The organism is Paraburkholderia sp. BCC1885, assembly GCF_900996235.1.
Taxonomy (GTDB): domain Bacteria; phylum Pseudomonadota; class Gammaproteobacteria; order Burkholderiales; family Burkholderiaceae; genus Paraburkholderia.
This window is the reverse complement of sequence record NZ_CAAJGM010000218.1, coordinates 20,680-41,960: the sequence shown is the minus strand read 5'-3', so window position 1 is coordinate 41,960 and position 21,281 is coordinate 20,680. Positions and strand designations below refer to the sequence as shown.

Sequence of the window (21,281 nt, the reverse complement as noted above, 5' to 3'; positions counted from 1 at the left end):
AGCGGTAAGTGGAAGCGGCGCCACCAGCTTTCTTTCGGGCTGTGAGCCCCGGTAAGCAAAACGGGCTACCGCTTCCGGTGAACGGAAAGGATCAGTTTCCGGACACTGGGACCAATATACAAGTAAGCAAAGAAAGCGGGCTGCAACCGCTAGCCCGTAGTGAGCCATCCTAGTTTGCAACCGGAAACGGCCCAACACGAGATGTGCTCTCGCACCGCCGCCTCCTAATGACACAGGGCTCATCCGTTCCAGCGTTGCGCTGCGCGCCCCGCCGTTGGGCATAACTCCTCCTGCATATTCTGTAGGATACCTAACGTCTGTTTAGCCGCTCAGCCCATTCCACCCGCCCCGGCCCCGCCTTCCCCCGCAAACCCAACCCAAGGAAAGGCCAAAACAGCCAGAAGAAGAACAACAACCAAACCACCAGCCGCCGCAGGCAAAAAAAACCATCAGTCAGACAAACAAAAAAACTACTCCCCCAAAACCAACCCAACCGCCTTAACCCTCTCCCGCTGCACAGCAGCCTTAATAGCCGAAGGCCTATCAGCAAGCGCAAGCGCCACTGCCCCGGCATCAACAGCCCGCGCAGCCACAAGCGCAATACGAAGCCGTTCCGCCTGCGGATACTCCCGAGCCTCGAACCCCAAGCGCCCGCGCGCATCAGCTTCACACGCCTGCAAAGCCTCAGCAAACCGCGCCGGTTTCCTGAGCGCATCGCAACGCTCCAACAAACGCACAACGCCAGCGGCGCCCGTCTCCATCACCCGATGAATATTGCCGTGCTCGCGTGCCACGAGCACCGCCAGATCCCGGCATTCATTCGGCACCCTCAAGCGCTCGCACAGCGGCTTGAGCAGATCCACGCTGCGTCCCTCGTGCCCTATGTGCCGCGGCAACACGTCTTCCGGTGTCGTCGCCTTGCCCAGATCGTGCGTGAGCGCGGCAAAGCGCACCGCCAACGCGTATCCCTGCGTCGCGGCGTGATCCACCACCATCATCACGTGTACGCCTGTGTCCACCTCCGGGTGGTAATCGGCGCGCTGCGGTACGCCCCATAGCGCGTCGACCTCCGGCAGAATCCGTGCGAGCGCGCCGCATTCGCGCAACACCTCGAACATCCGCGACGGCCGCGCTTCCATCAGGCCGCGTGACAATTCCTGCCACACCCGCTCCGGCACCAGCGCATCCACCTCGCCCGCGGCCACCATCTTGCGCATCAGGTCCTGCGTCTGCGGCGCAACCGTGAAATCAGTGAAGCGCGCAGCAAAGCGCGCGATGCGCAGGATGCGCACCGGGTCTTCGAGAAACGCGTCGCTCACATGGCGGAAGACGCGCGCCTGCAAATCGGACTGTCCGTTGAACGGGTCGATTACCGGTCCGGTCAGCGTGCCGTCCGGCTGTAACTGGCGCGCCATCGCGTTGATCGTCAGGTCGCGCCGCGCCAGGTCTTCCTCCAGCGTCACGTCCGGCGCATAGAAGAACTGGAAGCCGTGATAGCCCGCCGCCGTCTTGCGCTCGGTGCGCGCCAGCGCGTATTCCTCGTGCGTCTGCGGATGCAGGAACACCGGGAAATCCTTGCCCACCGGCCGGTAACCCTGCGCCACCATCTGCTCGGGGGTTGCGCCCACCACCACGTAATCGCGGTCCTGGACGGGTACGCCCAGCAATTCATCGCGGATCGCTCCGCCCACCACATAGATATTCATGCGCACGTATCGTAGACTGGAATCGCGTGGCTCTCGTGCAGCGCGTCCTCGATCCAGGCATGCACGGCCGGATGCTGCGTCACGCGCCGGGCATATGCCGCCGCCGTCGCGGACAACGCCGGCAGCCACGTGTTGAAGCGCATCACGACAGGCGCATACATCGCATCCGCAATGCAGAACTCGCCGAACAGAAATGGGCCGCCGTATTGCTCGATGCAGCCGCGCCAGATCGCGTCGATGCGCGCAATATCGGCAAGCGCGCCCGGTGTCGCATTCTTGCCCGCAAACGAGGCGCGAATGTTCATCCACATCTTCGCGCGCATCTCGCCGAAGCCCGAATGCATCTCAGCGCTGATGCTGCGCGCGTGGCCCCGCGCCGCCGGATCGCGCGGCCACAGCGCATGCTGCGGGAAGCGCTCGGCCAACGTCTCCGCGATCGCCAGCGAGTCCGACACGGCCACGCCGTCGTCCGTCGTGAGACTCGGCACCTTGCCTGACGGCGAGTGGGCAAGGATCGCGGCCTTCGAACCGGCTTCGTACATCTGGACACACACTTCGTCGAACGGGATGCCGAAGTGCTTCATCAGCACCCATGGCCGCATCGACCACGACGAGTAGTTCTTGTCACCAATTACGAGTTTCATACGAGGTAAAGAGAGGCGAAAAATTCAGCGGCCGGCACTGGCGCGAAACGCATTGAAGCGCGAGCGGGGCGACGCGCCGGTCAGATAGACCGGCGCAATCGTTTCGATGCTGGCAGGCTCGATGCCCAGTTCGGGCGCGAGCGGCCCGCTCAGGATGCTCGGCGTTTTCATCGAATCCAGGTTGTCGCGCGAGATCAACGGCTCGCCCGGCGCCAGTTCGAAGGTAAATGCCTGCAGCCGCGCGAGCGCGTCGGGTAGCCGGATGATTCGCGCGTGACGGCCGATCGCGTCGCCGCAATATTTCACCAGTTCTTCCAGCGTGTAGACGGTGGGGCCGCCCAGTTCGTAGGTGCGGCCGCTGGCGGCGTCGAGATCGAGCACGTTCGCAATTGCCTGCGCAATGTCGCCGACAAACACCGGCTGGAATTGCGCGTCCGGGCTCGCCAGCGGGATCACCGGGAAGACGCGCTGCAAAAACGCGAACTGATTGAGGAACGTGTCCTCCGGACCGAACACCACCGACGGCCGGAAAATCGTCGTGGCAAGCCTGGAGGCGCGCACCGCTTTTTCGCCGTCGCCCTTGGAGCGCAGGTACATGCTCGGGCCGTCCGGATCGGCGCCGAGCGCGCTGATGTGGATCAACCGGTGCACGCCCTTGCCTTCGCACGCGGCCACGATCTTCGTGGGCAGTTCGACGTGGTTCCTCGCGAACTCGGGGCCATACGGCGTACCGCGTCCGCCATGCAGGGTGCCCACCAGATTGATCACCGCATCGGCGCCCTCGACGAAGCTTGCGAGCTGGACCGGATCGAACACATCGGTTTCGATCACGTCGATAGGCAGCAGCGTGAGATGACGCGCGTTGTAGCGCCGGCGTGTCGCGATGCGCACGTCTTTGCCGAGCTCGACGAGCGAATTGACGAGATGGCTGCCGATAAAACCGGAACCGCCGATGATCGCAACGGCTTGATGTCGCATTTCGGACTCCCTGGTGGAAGCCGCGGCAACGGCTGGCGTGAAGCGCCGCCGCGCGACACGCGGCGGCACGACGCTTACGGCGCGATGTAACCCAAACGCGCCTTCAGCGATTGCGGACGGCCTTCGAACAATGCCGCGTAGTAGACCGTATTGGACAGCACATTCTTGACGTAATCGCGGGTTTCGTTGAACGGGATGGTCTCCGCGAAGATCGCGCCTTCGACCGGATGCGCCAGCCCCTCGCGCCACGCCTTCGGACGGCCCGGACCGGCGTTGTAACCGGCGGTGGCAAGCACGGCGGACCCGTCGAACTGATTGTAGATCATCGAAAGATAGTTCGTGCCCAGCAGAATGTTCGTATCGATGTCGTTCATCTGCTCACGCGAGATCGGACCGAGGCCGATCTTCTTCGCCACCAGTTGTGCGGTGCCCGGCATCAACTGCATCAGACCGCTTGCGCCGACCTCGGAACGCGCATTCATGATGAAGCGCGATTCCTGACGGATCAGCCCGTAGGCCCACTCGACGTCGAGCCCGTTGGTCTGCGCATCGCGCTCGACAATGTCGCGGAACGGCGACAGGTAGCGCAGCGAGAAATCGTGCTCGGTCTTCGTGCGATCGGCCGTGTTGACGGTGCGGTCGTACAGTTCGATACGGCGCGCGTACTCGGCGACCGCGATCAGCTGACGGTCGCTCATGGTGCGCAGCGGCCAGTTCCATTCGCGGTTGCCTTCGAGCCGCAGGTTCATCTGATAGAACCGTTGCGCAAGCGCGAGGCCCGGCGTGTTGGCTGCTTGCTGCACTTCGGCATCCGACACCTGGGTCTTCGGCGGCACCGTGATCTTCTGACCCAGATCTTCCGAGGCAAGTTGCCCGTAGAAGTTGTAGCCCGAAGCGATTGTCAGAAATTCCTGATTGGCCCGCGCCGTGTCGCCGCCTTCCTTGAGCGCACGCGCGTGCCAGTAGACCCACGACGGCTGGCTGCGCAACGCAGCCGGCATCTGCTCGATCGACCAGCGCACCATGGTCCAGTCGCCGGCCAGCAGTGCGGTGCGGGTACGCCATTCGTAAGCCGGATTCGACAGCGGCGCATTGGCCGAGAGCCGATACCAGTCCACGGCGGTCGGCATCTGCTTCGCGGCAGCCTGGTAGGCAATGGTGCCCCAGCCGATAGCCCGCTCCGGTGAACTCAGCGAGGGCGCCACGGACGCAAACGTGGCCGCGGCCATGGCCGGGTCGTTGCGCGCCATGCGCGTGATGGCCAGCAGCGCCAGTTGATGCGACTGCGCATCGGGCCCGACACCGCGCGCCAGCAGCAAAGGCGGCGTGGTTGCGGCCTGATCGAACAGCACCGGGTCGGGGCGCTGGTTGCCGAGCGCGTCGAGCAATTTGCTGCCGGTGTTGGTGTAATTCTGCTCGTAAGCGAGGCGGATCTGCTGCCAGACGTCGTCGGCGCTGAACTGCTGGTTGGTGGCGAGCGCGGTGATCAGGTCCACGCAACCGTCGCCATACCACTTCGGCTCGACCAGCAGCGCACGCGCGGCGTCGGCCACGTTCTCGCCATGCGCCGCGCGCGATTCGAGCGCGTAGCACTTGACCTGAGTATCGTCGTTGAGGACAAAGCGCGCGTATTGCTGGTCGAAGTTGTTCCAGTCGTGACGCGCGCCGAGCACGACGAGATAGTCGTTGCGCAGCCTGTCGGCGATCGCCTGGCCGTCGTACTTCTGCAGGAACGACAGCACCTCGGTGTCCGGCGCGTCGACGCGCGGATGCCCGCTCGAATCGAACAGTTGCGGCTTGAGCTGGAAATAATCCACATAGCCCGGCGCCGGGTAATCCGGAATCATCGCCGCCAGTTGGGCTGCGCGGCCGGCGTCGTTATTGCGCGCCGCCTCACGGAGCTGCACAAAAGTCTGGTCGTCGTTGGAAAGCTGCGAAAGCGGGACGGGCTTGACGGCCGAGGCCGTGCTGCACGCGACGAGTGCCGCAGCGGCAAGCGCAAGACCGGCCGCGCGATATACTCGAAAGAGGCGTTTTGACATCGTTGTTTCTGGAGCGCGAATTGAGCCCAAGCATAGCACGCAACCCCATCTCGGAATCGAAAAACGCGCTCCGCAAAACACTGCTGGAAACACGTCTGCATGCGGCTCTCGGGCCTGCCGCCACGCAGGCGTTGAGCCGCCGTTTGCTCGCTGCGCTCAGTCATTACAAACCGGCCTGTGTGGGGTTTTACTGGCCGCTAACCGGCGAGTTCGACGCCCGCGCCGCCATCGCCGTCTGGCTCGCGCCCGGCAAGCAGCGCGTGGCGAGTCTGCCGGTGGTCCGGCAGCGCGGCGAGGCACTGGAGTTTCACGCGTGGACGCCAGATACGCCAATGAAAATCGGCCATCACCGGATTCCCGAGCCGGTCCCGCAAAACGTGGTGGTGCCCGATCTGCTGTTCGTGCCGTGTGTCGGCTTCGATGCCGAAGGCTATCGGCTCGGCTACGGCGGCGGCTATTACGATCGCACGCTGGCGGCGTGGCCCGGTGAGGCGAAGCCCGTCACCGTGGGCGTGGCTTACGAAGCCTGCCGCATCGGGACGCTGCAGCGCGAAGCGCACGACATCCCGCTCGACATGATCGTCACCGAGGCCGACTGCTATCCTCGCCAAGAACCGCAAGGTTAGCTAACCGGCCGCGCGCAAGCCACCCGAAGACCGGGCGCGCAAAAAACTCACAGCGACGCCGCCGCCCGCGCGGCCGTGTCGTACAGGCCCGAGGCGTTGCGCATCAGTTGCGCGGCCTCGCCAATCTGCTCGTTGGTCAGCCCGCTTTCCTTGAGCGTGGCGATCAGGCAGCTTTCGCGCACTTCCCGGTACTTCAGACACAGATCGCGCCCGCCCTGGGTGGCCGAAAAAAACACTTCCTTGCCGGTCTTTTCGCTTTTTACATACCCTCTAGCTACCAGCTTCTTCAGCGCATAGGTGGCGACGTGGGTGTCCTCGATGTTGAGCACGAAACAGATGTCAGCGAGTTTCTTGCGGCGCTCGCGATGGCTCACGTGGTGCAGCAGCGACACCTCGATCGCGGTCATGTCCTTCTCGCCCGCCGCCGACATGCACCGCACCATCCAGCGGTTGAACGCGTTGCCCACCATGATGAGCCCGTACTCGAACTCCGACAGCTCCGCGCTGGATTCCGAAACGAGATGTTCGGAGGAGACGATTTTGGTCGGTTGACGCGACATGACGGATGTTCCCGATGCACAGATAGAAGTGCTCGCAGTGTACGACGCGCGCCTCTTTTCCGGGAGCCTGGCACAAACTCTTATTGATAAATTGTCGATATTTTATTGAGAATGTAGTCTATCCATTATGGATGACGCTCCTCGTGCCGATAACCAGTGATGAGCGGTGCCAATTGCCCCATCGGCAAGGTATCCGGTCCAACCCAAAGAAGCCGCAATGACGCAACCACGAATCTTTCGTTTCGGCGACACCGCGCTAGTGTGCGAGGCGCCCGCGCCCGCCACGCTCGACTGCCAGCGGCGCATCTGGGCGGCCGCCGAGGCGGCGCGCGGCTGGCCGCACGTGCTCGAAGTGGTGCCTGGCATGAACAACCTGACGCTCGTATTCGATCCCCTGGAAGCCGATAGCGAGGCGCTCGCCGGCCAGTTGCAAAAGGCATGGGACGCCGCCGCCAAAGCCCCGCTGGGCGGCCGCGAAGTCGAGATTCCGGTCCAGTACGGCGGCGAATTCGGCCCGGATCTGCAGGATGTGGCCCGTCACACGGGGTTGTCGGCGCAAGAAGTGGTCGAACGTCATTCGGCTGGCGAATACGTGGTGTTCTTCCTCGGCTTTCAGCCCGGTTTCGCCTACATGGGCGGCCTCGACGCGGCGCTGCACACGCCGCGCCGCGCGTCGCCGCGGGTCGAAGTGCCGGCCGGGTCGGTGGGCATCGGCGGCGAGCAGACCGGCGTGTATCCGGCCACCTCGCCAGGCGGCTGGCAACTGATCGGCCGTACCTCGGTGCCGCTGTTCGATCCGGCGCGCACGCCGCCCACCCTGCTGCAACCGGGCGACCGGGTGCGCTTCACCGTGGCGGGGATCGCGGCATGATCGACGTGATTCGCGCAGGTCTTTTGACCACGGTCCAGGATCTCGGACGGCAAGGCTACCGGCATCTCGGCGTGGCGCTGGGCGGCGCGCTCGACCGGCTGTCGCTCGAGGTGGGCAACCGCCTCGTCGGCAACCGGCCGGATGCCGCCTGCCTCGAAATCACCTTCGGGCCGACCGTGCTACGCTTTCCGCGCGCCACCCGCATCGCCATCACCGGCACGGAATTCGGCGCCACGCTCGACGGCAAGCCGGTTTATTCGTGGTGGAGCCTGCCCGTGCAAGCCGGCCAGGAACTGACGCTGCAGGCGGCGAAGCGCGGCATGCGCGGCTATGTGTGCATCGCCGGCGGCATCGACGTGCTGCCCATGCTCGGCTCGCGCAGCACCGATCTCGCCGGCCAGTTCGGCGGCCTCGGCGGCCGCGCGCTGCGTGACGGCGACCGGCTGCCGGTCGGCGTTCCCACGCAGCGAGCCGGCTCCGGCTTCAGCCCGCAGGCGCCTGAATTCGGCGTGAAAGCGCCTGCGTGGTGCAAGTTCGTGCTGGTCCACGAGCCGCTGCGGCGCGGCCGGCACCCGTCCGGCGTGGCCTGGGCCGTGCCGATCCGCGTGCTGCAAGGCCCCGAATACGACCAGTTTCCGCTCAGCGCCCAGGAGGCGTTCTGGTCGGACGAATGGCTCGTCACGCCGAACAGCAACCGCATGGGTTACCGGCTCGCCGGCACGGAACTCCAGCGCACGCACACGACCGATCTGTTGTCGCACGCGGTGCTGCCGGGCACGATCCAGGTGCCGCCGAACGGCCAGCCTATCGTTTTGCTGAGCGACGCGCAGACCACCGGCGGCTATCCGAAGATCGGCGCGGTCATCCAGGCCGATCTGTGGAAGCTCGCCCAGGTGCGTCTGAACGGCGCGATTCGTTTTATACCGACCACGCCCCAAGAGGCGCGGCAAGCATTGCTGGAAGAACGGGCGTATCTGCGGCAGATCGATGCCGCGATCACGATGCATGAGGAACGCTGCGCGCGCCAACCGGCATCGGCAGCGTCGTAAGACCAAGTAGAGGACACCATGGAAATCGATTTGAATGCCGATCTCGGCGAAGGTTGTGGCTCCGACGAGGCGCTGCTCGATCTCGTCAGCTCGGCCAACATTGCGTGCGGCTGGCACGCGGGCGGCGCCAACGCGATGCATGACTGCGTGCGCTGGGCCGTCAAAAAAGGCGTGTCGATCGGCGCGCATCCGAGCTTCAACGACCCGGAAAACTTCGGCCGCAAAGAGATGGATCTGCCCGCCGGCGAGATTTACGCCGGCGTGCTGTACCAGCTTGGCGCGCTTTCGGCGATCGCCCAGGCCGAGGGCGGCCGCATCGCGCACGTCAAGCCGCACGGCGCGCTCTACAACCAGGCGGCGCGCGACCCGATGATCGCCGATGCAATCGTCTCGGCCGTACACGACTTCGATCCGTCGGTGGCGGTGTTCGCGCTCGCCAATAGCGGCCTCGTGACGGCTGCGCGCGAAGCCGGCCTGACCGCCATCGAAGAGGTGTTCGCCGATCGCGGCTATCGCGCCGACGGCTCGCTCGTGCCGCGCAAAGACCCCGGCGCGCTGCTCGACGACGAAAACGAGGTGCTCGAACGCACGCTCGCGATGGTGCGCGAGCAGCGCGTACAGGCGGTGGACGGCCGCTGGGTGCCGCTCAACGCGCAGACCATCTGCCTGCACGGCGACGGCCCGCATGCATTGGCGTTCGCGCGCCGCATCCGCGCCGCGCTCGAAGGCGCCGGTATCGAAGTTCACTCGGCCAGCGCGGCGCGCGTCTGATCTCAGGCGCGCCCGCGCAAGCGCCGGCCAGGGAGCGACTGACCTATTGAGCCGGCCAACGCCCCGCCCCGCGCGGGGCGTTTGTCAGGTGCCGTACCAGACGTGGCCGCCAGAAGCCGCGTAGAGCAAGACGACGTAGCACAAAAAACGCCGCCTCATGTTAGCCGCCACCCGCGGCAAGGTTAGCAACCCTGTTTGGAGATCCTGATGCAGACAGCAGTCAACTTATGGCCGCTCATCGGAGTGGCCGTGATCATCCTCGGTTTTGTGCTGCGCTTCAATCCAATGCTGATCGTGGCCGTCGCCGCGATCGTGACCGCGCTGGCCGCGCACTTTCCGCCAGAGAAAATCCTCGCCGCCATCGGTACGGGTTTTATCAAGACCCGCAATATCCCGCTGATCATCCTGCTGCCGCTCGCGGTGATCGGCCTGCTCGAACGGCACGGTCTGCGTGAGCGGGCCCAAACGTGGATTGCCGGCATCCAGGCCGCCACTGCCGGGCGTCTGTTGATCGTCTATCTGCTGGTCCGCGAATTGACTGCGGCCATTGGCCTGACCGGCCTCGGCGGCCATCCGCAGATGGTGCGTCCGCTGATCGCGCCGATGACCGAAGGCGCCGCCGAGAGCCGCTACGGCAAGCTCACCGACGCCGTGCGCTACCGCCTGCGCGCGTTCGCCGCGGCCACCGACAACGTGGGCCTGTTCTTCGGCGAAGACATCTTCGTGGCCTTCGGCGCCATCGTGCTGATGACCACCTTCCTGCGCGAAGCCGGCATCGAGGTCGCGCCGATTCACGTCGCCGTGTGGGGCATCCCCACGGCCATCTGCGCGTTTCTGATCCACGGCTTCCGGCTGCACCTGCTCGACCGCCGGCTCGAACGCGAGATGCGCGGCAAAAATGCGCCGGGCGCCGCATCGCAGAACCCGACGGCGGCGACGGGAGACGAGGCATGACGCTCACCATCAACTATCTGTTCTGGCTGCTCGGCATCGTGCTGCTGATTATCGGCGGCATGATCCTCACCGATAAGGACCATCCGCGCCGCCTCACCGCCGGCGGCTTCTGGATTCTCTACGCGCTGATTTTTCTGATCGGCGACCTGCTGCCGCCCGCCGTGGTCGGCGTGCTCGTCATTGCCATGGCGCTGATCGCCGGCTTCGGCGGCGTGACGGCGGCCAAGCCCAAGGTGTTGTCGCTGGAGGCTCGCGAGGCGAGCGCCCGACGCCTCGGCAACCGGCTGTTCATTCCCGCGCTGACGATTCCGGTCGTCACCGTCGTCATCACGCTGGCCGCCAGCTATCTGGTGTTCGGCGGCACTCCGCTGATCGAGCAAAAAAACGTCACGCTGATCGGCTTTGCGATCGGCTGCATCATCGCACTCGGCGTGGCCTGCGTGATGACGCGCGACACCGTCGGCCAGTCGATGAAGGAAGCGCGCCGTCTCGTCGACGCCTTGTCGTGGGCCGCCGTGCTGCCGCAGATGCTCGGCATGCTCGGGCTCGTGTTCTCGGACGCCGGCGTCGGCAAGGCGGTCGCACACGTGACCACCGCCTACATCAATCTCGACTACCGGTTCGTCGCGGTCGCCGTGTACTGCATCGGCATGGCCGTGTTCACAATGGTGATGGGCAATGGCTTCGCCGCGTTTCCGGTGATGACGGGCGGCGTGGGCGTGCCGATTCTGGTGGGCGTATTCCACGGCAATCCGGCCGTGATGGTGGCAATCGGCATGTTCTCGGGCTACTGCGGCACGCTGATGACGCCGATGGCCGCGAACTTCAACATGGTCCCGGTGGCGCTGCTCGAACTGCCGGACAAGAACGCCGTGATCAAGGCACAGGTGCCCACGGCGCTGTCGATGCTGGTGGTGAACATCATCCTGCTGAATTTCCTGATGTTCCTCTGACGTTCCTTTGACGGACCGCGCGGGTCGTGCAACTTGCCCACGGCCGGCTCTGGCGTCTTTTCGCGACAAGCCGGCCTCACCGCCGTCAGGTCGTCACCCCGGCTCCACCACGAACCCATGCTGCCTCAGCAATTGCAGCACGCCTTTCGGGCCGCCCAGGTGCAACGCGCCAATGGCCACGAACACCGGCTTGTTCGGCGCGGCGATCAGCAGCATCCGCGTGACGAAACGGCGGTTGCGTTCGTACACGATCTTGTTGTCGATCGAGTCCGAGACCCGCTTGTCGCGCGCCAGCACCTCGGACTTGGCCGCCTGCCATGCGGCGATCGCGTCGGCGTCGCCCACCTGCCAGAGCCGGTGCAAAGTCTGCACGTCCGCGAGGTTGCCCGCCGGCGTCTGCACCAGATCCTGCGCCAGCATCTCGCGCTGCTGCGCCGACGACAGGCTCGTGAACGCGCGCATCTGCTCCCCGAGCGTCTCGAGGCCGACCAGCTTGCCGCGCGTGCGCAGATAGACGTTCTGCAACTGCGCCTCGGTGCCGTATTCGGTCTGCAAGCCCGCGCTCAGCGAATCGTAGGTTTCCACCAGCAGCGAAGCGAGCCAGGGCCGCATTCGCTTGATCTCGTCGAGCGCGGCCGGATTGTCGCGCAGACGGACTTCGAGCTTGTGCCACAGCGATTGCGGCAAATAAGTGGGCAGGCACGCGCTGCGGCACACGCCGTATTTCGACACATCGTCCTGCGACACCAGCAGGTCATCCGGCGACAGTTCCAGCGCGAGGGTCGGCGAGGCGGCGAGCGCGGCCAGAATCTGCGGACGAAACGGCTTGTTCGGCGGATAGTCCGCCGGATCGCCGACATGCAGCGTGCCGAGAATGTAGAGGGTGGTCGAGCCGCGCGTCGCGACATAAAACGGCATATGCGCCGGCTGCCCGCGCACCGGACCGCTTGCCGTCGTACCCGGATTGGCGGGCGGAGGATTGAAACCGGGCAGGGTGGTGCGCGGCCGGCCCAGCGTATTGGAGGAACCGGGCGGATTGCCGGTCGCGCCGGCCGCGAAGGCCGTGGTCACCGGCACGGCCGAGCCGGTCAGAAAGCAGGCAAACGCCGCGCAACCGAGCAGCCAGGCTCGCCGGCGCCGCGCGAACACGGCGCGGCGGCCGCCTTCACGCAGGCGGCGCGCAGGACGACGCGCCGCCGACGCTTCAGGCATCCATTTCCCCCACCTCCTCGGCACGATGGCACGACACCTGACGCCCATCCACCTCGCGCAGCTTCGGTTCCTCGCTGCGGCAGCGCTCGATCGCATACGGACAGCGCTGATGGAACGTGCAGCCCGAGGGCGGATTGAGCGGCGACGGCATCTCGCCCTGCAGCTTGATCTTGATGCTGCGATCGGCCTCGAAGATCGAGGGCGTCGCCGACATCAACGCCCGCGTGTACGGATGGCGCGGATTGCTGAAAATCCGCTTCTTGTCGCCGAGTTCGACCACGCCGCCGAAGTACATCACCATCACGTCGTCGGCAATGTGCTCCACCACCGAGAGATTGTGCGAGATGAACACGTAGCTGGTCTTGAACTGCTCCTGCAGATCCATGAACAGATTGAGGATCTGCGCCTGGATCGACACGTCGAGCGCGGACACAGGCTCGTCGGCGACGACGATCTGCGGATCGAGAATCATCGCCCGCGCGATCGCCACGCGCTGCCGCTGGCCGCCCGAAAACATATGCGGATAGCGCTGGGCGTGCTCCGGCCGCAGGCCGACCGTGCGCATCATCTGCGCGATCCGCTCGGCGCGCTCGCCGGCGTCCAGTTGCGTGTTGATGGCAAGCGGCTCGCCGAGCGTCTGCTCGACGGTCTTGCGCGGATTCAACGACGCAAACGGGTTCTGGAACACCATCTGCACGCGCCGGCGCAACGCGGCGACCTTCGCGCGATCGGCGCCGGCCACGTCCTCGCCGTCGATCAGGAGACGGCCGGCCGTCGGCCCTTCGATCATCGTCAACTGGCGCGCCAGCGTCGACTTGCCGCAACCGGATTCGCCGACCACCGCCAGCGTCTTGCCGCGCTCAAGCGAAAACGACACGCCGTTCAACGCCTTCACCGTGCCGTGGCCGAACATGCCGCGCCGCACCGGGTAGTGCCGCGCGAGCTGGTCGGCGACCAGCACGTGATCGCCCGCCGGCCCCGTCTGGCGGCGCATTTCGGGTACTGCATTCATCGTGCGCCTCCGTGGGTGTGGATGTTCGCGTCGCCGGTGAGGTTCAGCGGCTTGATACAGCGTACCCTGGTTATCTCCGGATGACCTTGCAACGGCGCCAGCGCGGGCCGCGCCCTGGTGCAGTCGTCCACCACGTACTTGCAGCGCGGCGCGAACAGACAGCCTTTGGGCCGGTCGTCGCGGCCCGGCACCATGCCCGGCAACGCCGCGAGGCGCACCGCGCCGACATTGTGCTCGGGAATCGCCGCCAGCAACGCTTCCGTGTACGGGTGATGCGGCGCGGCAAAAATATCCGGCACCCGGTTGGTCTCGATGATCTCGCCCGCATACATGACGGCCACGCGCTGCGCCACCTCCGACACCACCGCCAGATCGTGCGAGATCAGCACCAGCGCCATGCCGCGTTCCTTCTGCAACTTCACCAGCAGTTCCATGATCTGCGCCTGGATCGTCACGTCGAGCGCCGTGGTGGGCTCGTCGGCAATCAGCAGCTTCGGATTGCAGGCGACGGCCATCGCAATCATCACACGCTGGTTCATCCCGCCCGACATCTGATGCGGAAACGACTCAATGCGGCTTTTCGCATCGGGAATGCCGACCTGGTCGAGCAGTTCCAGCGCGCGCTGCTGCAGCGCGGCGCCGCGCAAGCCCTCATGCAGCTTCAGCACTTCCTTGATCTGATAGCCGACGGTGTAGCTCGGATTCAGGCTGGTCAGCGCGTCCTGAAACACCATCGCGATGTCTTTGCCGATAATCTTGCGGCGTTGCTTCGGCGACGCTTTCAGCAGATCGGTGCCGTCGAAGCTGACTTCGTCGGCGCTCACCTTGCCGGGCGCGTCGATCAGGCCCATCAGCGCCATCATCGTCACGCTCTTGCCCGAGCCGGATTCGCCCACCACGCCGACCACTTCGCCCGGCGCCACGTCCAGGTTGATACGGTCGACAGCCGGCAGGCCGTTGAAATTCACCGCCAGGTTGCGGATGGTGAGCAGTTTCTGGCCAGCACGCGAACGGCCGTCCGAAGCCGGCGGAGCGGCTCCTTCGGCGGGCAGCGAATGAAATGAACGTGGGGATTGTTCCATTTATGCCATCCGCTTCAGTTTGGGGTCGAGCGCGTCGCGCAGTCCGTCGCCGAGCAGGTTGATCGCCAGCACCGAGATCACGATGGCGAGACCCGGCAAGGTCACGATCCACCACGCGTTATCGATATAGTCGCGCGCCGAGGCGAGCATGGCGCCCCACTCCGCTGCCGGCGGTTGCACGCCGAGGCCGAGGAAGCCGAGCGCGGCCGCATCGAGAATCGCCGACGAAAAACCGAGCGTCGCCTGCACGATCAGCGGCGCGGTGCAGTTAGGCAGCACCTGCGAGAACATCAGCCGCAGCGTGCCCGCGCCCGCCACCCGCGAGGCCGTCACGTATTCCTTCTGCAGTTCGCCGAGCGCCGACGCGCGCGACAGACGCACATAGCCTGGCAGCGCCACGATGGCAATGGCGAACATGGTATTGAAAAGCCCCGGGCCGATGATCGCCACCACCGCCACCGCCAGCAGCAGCGAAGGCAGCGCGAGCAGCACGTCCATGACGCGCATGATCGGCGTGTCGGCCCACTTCTCGAAGAAGGCCGCAATCAGCCCGAGCACGACGCCCGGAATCAGCGCCAGCACCACCGAAACAAAGCCGATCCAGAACGACAGGCGCGCGCCGTACATCAGACGGGACAGCATGTCGCGGCCCGCTTCGTCGGTGCCGAGGACGAACTTCCAGTTGCCGCCATCGAGCCAGGCGGGCGGAATCTTCACGTAATCGCGGTATTGCTCGATCGGGCTGTGCGGCGCGAGCCACGGCGCGAAGATCGCCACGACGATCAGCAGCAGCACGACCACACCCGCGACGACCGCGCCGCGGTTGCGCGAGAAGTTGGCCCAGAACTCGCGGGCGGCCAGGGCGCGGCCGCTGGGCGGCGTGACTGACGTGGGGACGGTGTTTTGAATGTCAGCCATCATGTCTCCCGCCGAGCCGCCTCAAGGGCGGCATGCGCCCCCTCTGGGGGGCGCTGCATGGGACCGGAGCAAGCGCTAAAGCGCCAGCTCCGGTCGACAGCGAACGAATGTGAGCGTGGGGGTACATGATTCTTTTACCTCGTATGGCGAATGCGCGGATTCAACACGCCGTACAACAGATCGACGATCAGATTCACGACGATCACGAGTGTGGCAATCAGCAGGATACCGCCCTGCACGACCGGGTAATCGCGCCGGCTGATCGCATCGATCAGCCATTTGCCGATGCCCGGCCACGAGAACAGCGTCTCGGTCAGCACGGCGCCGGCGAGCAGCGTACCCACCTGCAAACCGATCACGGTCACCACAGGAATCAGCGCGTTACGCAACGCATGCACGACGATCACGCGCGCCGGCGGCAGGCCCTTGGCGCGCGCGGTGCGGATGTAGTCCTCGCGCAGCACTTCGAGCATCGACGAGCGTGTCATGCGCGCCACCACCGCCAGCGGAATCGTGCCGAGCACGATGGCCGGCAGAATCAGATGGCTCAGCGCCGACCTGAACGCGCCTTCGTCGCTGCCCGGCAGCAACGAGTCGATCAGCATGAAACCGGTGACGTGCGGAATGTCGTATTCCACCGCGATGCGGCCCGACACCGGGGTCCAGCCGAGCTTCACCGAAAACAGCATGATGAGGATCAAGCCCCACCAGAAGATCGGCATGGAATAGCCGGTGAGGGCCGTGCCCATCACGCCGTGGTCGACCACCGTGCCGCGCCTGAGCGCCGCGAACACGCCGGCCGGCAATCCGATGATCAGCGCAAACAGCATCGCGCAGATCGACAGTTCGACCGTGGCCGGAAAGCGCGCGAGAAACTCGTCCATCACGCTGGTGTTGGTGATGATCGAGGTGCCGAGGTCGCCGTGCACGGCGCGCGCGAGGTAGTGGGCATATTGCAGCGGCAGCGGCTCGTCGAGTCCGAGCCGGTGCATGGCGGCGGCGTGCATCGCCGGGTCGACACCGCGCTCGCCCATCATCACTTCGATGGGGTCGCCGGGTATCAGGTGAATGAGCGCAAACGCAAGAATGGTGATGCCGATGAAAGTCGGAATCACCATGCCGATGCGGCGCAAAACGAAGCGGAACATGGATCGTCCCTATGGTCTTGATGAACGGAAAACACAACCGGCGACGAGGGCTTGACACCCCGGTCGCCGGACCATTTCGACCAGTTTTCTAACCGTGCGAAAAACGGACTACGTCAGTTTTACTTACTGCACGCCCACACCGTCGAAGCGCGCGTAGCCAAGCGGCTCGATGCGCATGTCGATCACCTTCTTGCTCACCGGCTGATACACCGTCGAGTGGGCGATCGGCGAGAACGGCAGTTGCTGCGCGAAGATCTGCTGCGCCTGCGTGTAGATCTTCGTGCGCTCGCCCTGATCGATCGTCGTGCGGCCCTTCTGGATCAGATCGTCGTAGGGCTTGTAGCACCACTTGCTGTAGTTGTTGCCGTTGATGGCTTCGCAGCCGAGCAGCGTGCCGAGCCAGTTGTCCGGATCGCCATTGTCGCCGGTCCAGCCAATCAGCATCGAGTCGTCCTCGCCCGCGTGACCGCGCTTGATGTACTCACCCCACTCATACGTGACGATCTTCGCGCGCACGCCGATCTTGGCCCAGTCCGCCTGGATCATTTCCGACATCAGCCGCGCGTTCGGGTTGTACGGACGCTGCACCGGCATGGCCCACAGCGTGATGTCGAAACCGCTCGCGAAACCCGCCTTGGCGAGCAGCGCCTTGGCCTTCTCCGGATCATAAGACTGGCTCGGCAGGCTCTTGTCGTAAGACCATTGGGTCGGCGGCATCGGATTGGTGGCCGACTGGCCCGCGCCCTGGTAGACGGAATCGATGATCGCTTTCTTGTTGATCGCCATGTCCAGCGCCTCGCGCACTTCGAGCTTGTCGAGCGGCTTGTGCTGGATGTTGTACGACAGATAGCCGAGGTTGAAGCCCGGTTGCGACGGCATCGCCACGCTGGCTTCCGACTTCAGCGGCGCGATGTCGGCCGGACGCGGATAGCTCATCACCTGGCATTCGTCGCGCTTGAGCTTCTGCACGCGCACGCCGGCATCTGGCGTGATCGCGAAGATCAGCTTCGCGATCTTGACGTCGTTCGGCTTCCAATAATCAGGATTGCCGTCGAAGCGGATCGTCGCATCCTTCGTATAACTACGGAAAATGAACGGACCCGTGCCAACCGGCTTCTGGTTCAGATCGGCGGCCTTGCCGGCCTTGAGCAGCGAATCCGCATACTCGGCCGACTGGATCGAGGCGAATTCCATCGCCATGTTCTGGATGAAGGGTGCGTTCACTTCCTTCAGCGTGAAGCGCACGGTGTACGGATCGACCTTTTCGACCTTCGCGATCAGCTTGTCGAGGCCCATGTCCGTAAAGTACGGGAACTGCGCCGGATAAGCCTTGTTGAACGGCATGGCCGGATCGAGCATGCGCGTGAAGGTGAACACGACGTCGTCCGCATTGAATTCGCGGCTCGGCTTGAAGTAAGCGGTTGTCTGGAACTTGACGCCGTGGCGCAGATGGAACGTGTAAGTCTTGCCGTCCGGCGAGACATCCCAGCTTTCGGCAAGGCCCGGCTCGACCTTGGTGCCGCCACGCTCGAATTCGACGAGGCGGTTATAGACAGTGAACGTGTTGGCGGTGAAGTCGGTACCCGTGGTGTATTGGGCCGGATCGAAACCCGCAGGGCTGCCTTCTGAGCAGTAGACCAGGGTTTTATTCGGAATCTCGGCACGCGCGACATTCGCGCCCACCATCGAAACCGCTGCAGCGGCGACGAGCGAGGCGCTCCGCGCGGCGCGCAACAGATTGTTTTGCTTCATGTTTCCTCCAGGTTCAATGCCGGCTTACACCAGCGTAGCGCGATATTACTTGAGCATAGCGCGCAGCAACAAGCGGAGGAAATTCCTTGTGGTCGTGATCGGAAGCGGCTGTGAGGCAGAAGTCGAAGTCCGTCAGTGTCCGGATGACAGGTATTCGGGCGCCGGCGCCCAAGGGCTTAGTCCGCAGACCAGAAAGGAGAGCCGCGCAGCCGGCCGCGCGGGCTTTGATGCTTATGCGCCCAAGCGGTCGCAAATGGCTCTCGTGGCCGCCGCATTGTTGAGCGTGTAGAAATGCAGCCCCGGCACGCCCGCATCGGTGAGACGCCGGCACAGGTCCGTGACCACATCCAGCCCGAAGGCGCGAATTGCTTCGCGGTCGTCGCCGTAGCTTTCGAGCCGGCGCGCCACCCAGCGTGGCACTTCCGCGCCGCACATCTCGGAGAAACGCATCAGCTGCGAGAAGTTCGTGATCGGCATGATGCCGGGCACGATCGGCACCTCGACGCCGAGCTTGCGTGCGTCGTCGACGAAACGGAAATACGCATCCGCGTTGAAGAAGTATTGCGTGATCGCCGAATTGGCGCCGGCCTTCACCTTGCGGGCGAAGTTCTCCAGATCCTGACGCGGCGAACGCGACTGCGGATGGTATTCCGGATAGCCGGCCACTTCGATCCAGAACCAGTCGCCGAACTCGGCGCGAATAAAGCTCACCAGTTCCGACGCGTAACGCAGCTCGCCCACTTCGCCCATGCCGGACGGCAGATCGCCGCGCAGAGCGACGATATGGCGGATGCCATGCGCGCGGTACTCGTTGAGAATCGCCCGCAGGCTTTCCTTCGACGAACCGATGCACGACAGATGCGGCGCCGCCTGCAGCCCGTCCTTCGCCATATCGACGACGGTATCGAGCGTGCCGCGCTGCGTCGAGCCGCCCGCGCCGAAAGTCACCGAAACGAATTTCGGCTTCAGCGGGGCGAGTTGCGCACGCGTGGCGCGCAGCTTCTCGACGCCGTCCGCCGTCTTGGGCGGGAAAAATTCAAATGAAAGTTCGAGCGCATTCATGACCCGATCGCCTTTCTAAAAAAGAAGCCCACGTCAGCCGAAACTGCGATTGCCGAAGATGAGCGCGGACAGCAGCCAGGAAACGATGCTGTACAGAATCGAGCCGAAGAACGCCGACCAGAAACCCGACACCTCGAAGCCCTTCAGCAGCGACGCGCACAGCCAGAAGCACAGTGCATTGACGACCAGAATGAAGAGGCCAAGCGTGAGAATCGTCACCGGCAGCGTGAGCAGGATCAGCACCGGCCGCAGCACGGCGTTGATCAAGCCGAGCACCACCGCGACGATCAGCGCGGTGCCGAAGCTGCGGATGTGGATCGAAGGCACGAGGTAGGTGATGATCAGGAGCGCGAGCGCGTTGATCACCCAGGTCAGCAGCACGGTCATGTAAAGCTCCTTGTTGGCTGAGAGTCCGGAATTGAGCGGAACAGGCCGGCGATAAAACAAAGGCGGGTCGCCGTGGCGGCGCCGCCTTTGTCCCTGCCGCAGCGTGGCTTAGTAGCGGTAATGGTTCGGCTTGAACGGACCGTTCTTGTCGACGCCGATGTAGCCAGCCTGCTCGTCCGACAGCACCGTCAGATTCGCACCGATGCGCGCCAGATGCAGGCGTGCGACCTTCTCGTCCAGATGCTTCGGCAGCACGTACACCTTGTTCTCGTACTTCGCGCCTTCGGTGAACAGTTCGATCTGCGCGATCGTCTGGTTCGTGAACGACGCCGACATCACGAACGACGGGTGGCCGGTGGCGCAACCCAGGTTCACGAGGCGGCCTTCAGCCAGCAGGATGACGCGCTTGCCGTCGGGGAAAATGATGTGGTCGACTTGCGGCTTGATGTTTTCCCACTGGTACTGACGGGTCGAGGCAATGTCGATTTCCGAATCGAAGTGACCGATGTTGCAGACGATCGCGTTGTTGCGCATCGCCTTCAGGTGGTCGTGGCCGATCACGTGGAAGTTGCCGGTGGCCGTCACGAAGATGTCGGCCTTGTCGGCGGCGTATTCCATCGTTACGACGCGGTAGCCTTCCATGGCCGCCTGCAGCGCGCAGATCGGATCGATTTCGGTGACCCACACGGTTGCGCCCAGACCGCGCAGCGATTGCGCGCAGCCCTTGCCCACGTCGCCGTAACCCGCGACCACGGCGATCTTGCCGGCGATCATCACGTCGGTGGCGCGCTTGATGCCGTCGACCAGCGACTCACGGCAGCCATACAGGTTGTCGAACTTCGACTTGGTGACCGAATCGTTGACGTTGATGGCCGGGAACGGCAGGCGCCCTTCCTTTTCCATCTGATACAGACGATGCACGCCCGTGGTGGTTTCTTCCGTCACGCCCTTGATGTGCGACAGACGCGTGGAGTACCACTTCGGATCGGCGTCGAGGTGCGCGGCGATCGACTTGTACAGCGCGACCTCTTCCTCGTTGGTCGGCTTGGCGATGACCGAGCGGTCCTTTTCGGCTTTCGCGCCGAGGATCAGCAGCAACGTGGCGTCGCCGCCGTCGTCGAGGATCATGTTGGCGAATTCGCCGTTCGGCCATTCGAAAATGCGGTGCGAGAATTCCCAGTATTCGTCGAGCGATTCGCCCTTGAACGCGAACACCGGCGTGCCGGCTTTGGCGATGGCCGCGGCGGCGTGATCCTGCGTCGAGAAGATGTTGCACGAGGCCCAACGCACGTCGGCGCCGAGCGCGGTGAGCGTCTCGATCAGCACGCCGGTCTGAATGGTCATGTGCAGCGAGCCGGCCACGCGCGCGCCCTTCAGCGGCTGCTTCGTCTTGTACTCTTCGCGCGTTTGCATGAGACCAGGCATTTCGGTCTCGGCGATGTTCAGTTCCTTGCGGCCCCAGTCGGCAAGCGACAGATCGGCAACGACGAAATCCTGGGAAGTGTTCGAATCGATAACTGCGGCGTTCATCACGCCCTCCTTTCTAAGAAATTG

20 protein-coding genes are annotated in these 21,281 nt (G+C 64.4%); 6 read left to right on the top strand and 14 right to left on the bottom strand.

What is annotated here, in order from left to right; genetic code table 11:
• Window positions 1-470 precede the first annotated feature (470 nt).
• The 4 genes from FQ755_RS24585 to FQ755_RS24570 all read right to left on the bottom strand — a co-directional run bounded on the left by FQ755_RS24585 (window position 471) and on the right by FQ755_RS24570 (window position 5,370).
• Window positions 471-1,706 (bottom strand): multifunctional CCA addition/repair protein, encoded by a 1,236-nt coding sequence (locus FQ755_RS24585; protein ID WP_144157615.1) that lies wholly within the window; start codon window positions 1,704-1,706, stop codon window positions 471-473.
• Window positions 1,703-2,350, bottom strand: coding sequence for a glutathione S-transferase family protein (locus tag FQ755_RS24580; RefSeq protein WP_144157614.1), 648 nt, complete (start codon window positions 2,348-2,350; stop codon window positions 1,703-1,705). Before FQ755_RS24580 ends, FQ755_RS24585 begins: the two co-directional genes overlap by 4 nt.
• Before the next feature lie 24 nt (window positions 2,351-2,374).
• A complete protein-coding gene (locus FQ755_RS24575; protein WP_144157613.1) occupies window positions 2,375-3,328 on the bottom strand; it encodes a complex I NDUFA9 subunit family protein in 954 nt (317 codons plus the stop codon).
• A 74-nt stretch (window positions 3,329-3,402) separates the two neighbouring features.
• The gene (locus tag FQ755_RS24570) at window positions 3,403-5,370 is read right to left on the bottom strand and encodes a lytic transglycosylase domain-containing protein (protein ID WP_144157612.1); all 1,968 of its coding nucleotides are present in this window, start codon (window positions 5,368-5,370) and stop codon (window positions 3,403-3,405) included.
• A 20-nt stretch (window positions 5,371-5,390) separates the two neighbouring features.
• On the opposite strand from FQ755_RS24570, the gene FQ755_RS24565 reads away from it, so the two are divergent.
• The gene (locus FQ755_RS24565; protein WP_260858846.1) at window positions 5,391-5,996 is read left to right on the top strand and encodes a 5-formyltetrahydrofolate cyclo-ligase; all 606 of its coding nucleotides are present in this window, start codon (window positions 5,391-5,393) and stop codon (window positions 5,994-5,996) included.
• A 47-nt stretch (window positions 5,997-6,043) separates the two neighbouring features.
• On the opposite strand, the gene FQ755_RS24560 is transcribed toward FQ755_RS24565, so the two are convergent.
• Window positions 6,044-6,556 (bottom strand): winged helix DNA-binding protein, encoded by a 513-nt coding sequence (locus tag FQ755_RS24560; RefSeq protein WP_144157611.1) that lies wholly within the window; start codon window positions 6,554-6,556, stop codon window positions 6,044-6,046.
• Window positions 6,557-6,773: 217 nt separating this feature from the next.
• Between FQ755_RS24560 and pxpB the strand changes: the two genes are divergently transcribed.
• The 5 genes from pxpB (at window position 6,774) to FQ755_RS24535 (ending at window position 11,154) form a co-directional block, all read left to right on the top strand.
• Window positions 6,774-7,427 (top strand): 5-oxoprolinase subunit PxpB, encoded by a 654-nt coding sequence (gene pxpB / locus FQ755_RS24555; RefSeq protein ID WP_144157610.1) that lies wholly within the window; start codon window positions 6,774-6,776, stop codon window positions 7,425-7,427.
• Window positions 7,424-8,476 carry a biotin-dependent carboxyltransferase family protein gene (locus FQ755_RS24550; protein ID WP_144157609.1) on the top strand — a complete coding sequence of 351 codons (1,053 nt, stop codon included), beginning with the start codon at window positions 7,424-7,426 and terminating at the stop codon, window positions 8,474-8,476. Before pxpB ends, FQ755_RS24550 begins: the two co-directional genes overlap by 4 nt.
• Window positions 8,477-8,494: 18 nt before the next feature.
• Entirely contained in the window at window positions 8,495-9,247 is a 753-nt protein-coding gene (gene pxpA, locus FQ755_RS24545; protein ID WP_144157608.1) for a 5-oxoprolinase subunit PxpA, read from the top strand.
• A 207-nt stretch (window positions 9,248-9,454) separates the two neighbouring features.
• Window positions 9,455-10,201, top strand: coding sequence for a DUF969 domain-containing protein (locus tag FQ755_RS24540; RefSeq protein WP_144157607.1), 747 nt, complete (start codon window positions 9,455-9,457; stop codon window positions 10,199-10,201).
• Window positions 10,198-11,154 (top strand): DUF979 domain-containing protein, encoded by a 957-nt coding sequence (locus FQ755_RS24535; protein ID WP_144157606.1) that lies wholly within the window; start codon window positions 10,198-10,200, stop codon window positions 11,152-11,154. The genes FQ755_RS24540 and FQ755_RS24535 overlap by 4 nt, the downstream gene beginning before the upstream one ends.
• Window positions 11,155-11,247: 93 nt before the next feature.
• Here the strand turns inward: FQ755_RS24535 and FQ755_RS24530 are convergent, their stop codons facing one another.
• The 9 genes from FQ755_RS24530 to ahcY form a co-directional block, all read right to left on the bottom strand.
• Window positions 11,248-12,366 (bottom strand): TraB/GumN family protein, encoded by a 1,119-nt coding sequence (locus FQ755_RS24530; protein ID WP_144157605.1) that lies wholly within the window; start codon window positions 12,364-12,366, stop codon window positions 11,248-11,250.
• Window positions 12,359-13,378, bottom strand: a complete 1,020-nt coding sequence (locus FQ755_RS24525; protein WP_144157604.1) for a peptide ABC transporter ATP-binding protein — start codon at window positions 13,376-13,378, stop codon at window positions 12,359-12,361. Before FQ755_RS24525 ends, FQ755_RS24530 begins: the two co-directional genes overlap by 8 nt.
• Window positions 13,375-14,460, bottom strand: coding sequence for an ABC transporter ATP-binding protein (locus FQ755_RS24520; RefSeq protein ID WP_260858845.1), 1,086 nt, complete (start codon window positions 14,458-14,460; stop codon window positions 13,375-13,377). Before FQ755_RS24520 ends, FQ755_RS24525 begins: the two co-directional genes overlap by 4 nt.
• Window positions 14,461-15,378: an ABC transporter permease subunit gene (locus tag FQ755_RS24515; protein ID WP_144157617.1), complete on the bottom strand. Its 918-nt coding sequence runs from the start codon at window positions 15,376-15,378 to the stop codon at window positions 14,461-14,463. It abuts the gene before it with no gap.
• Window positions 15,379-15,512: 134 nt separating this feature from the next.
• Complete coding sequence (locus FQ755_RS24510) at window positions 15,513-16,526, bottom strand: ABC transporter permease subunit (protein ID WP_144157603.1); 1,014 nt, start codon at window positions 16,524-16,526, stop codon at window positions 15,513-15,515.
• A 123-nt stretch (window positions 16,527-16,649) separates the two neighbouring features.
• The gene (locus FQ755_RS24505; RefSeq protein ID WP_144157602.1) at window positions 16,650-18,278 is read right to left on the bottom strand and encodes an ABC transporter substrate-binding protein; all 1,629 of its coding nucleotides are present in this window, start codon (window positions 18,276-18,278) and stop codon (window positions 16,650-16,652) included.
• Between the two features lie 231 nt (window positions 18,279-18,509).
• A complete protein-coding gene (gene metF, locus FQ755_RS24500) occupies window positions 18,510-19,340 on the bottom strand; it encodes a methylenetetrahydrofolate reductase [NAD(P)H] (protein ID WP_144157601.1) in 831 nt (276 codons plus the stop codon).
• Window positions 19,341-19,373: 33 nt separating this feature from the next.
• Window positions 19,374-19,727, bottom strand: coding sequence for a phage holin family protein (locus FQ755_RS24495; RefSeq protein ID WP_144157600.1), 354 nt, complete (start codon window positions 19,725-19,727; stop codon window positions 19,374-19,376).
• A 108-nt stretch (window positions 19,728-19,835) separates the two neighbouring features.
• Window positions 19,836-21,257: an adenosylhomocysteinase gene (ahcY, locus tag FQ755_RS24490; RefSeq protein ID WP_144157599.1), complete on the bottom strand. Its 1,422-nt coding sequence runs from the start codon at window positions 21,255-21,257 to the stop codon at window positions 19,836-19,838.
• Window positions 21,258-21,281 lie beyond the last annotated feature (24 nt).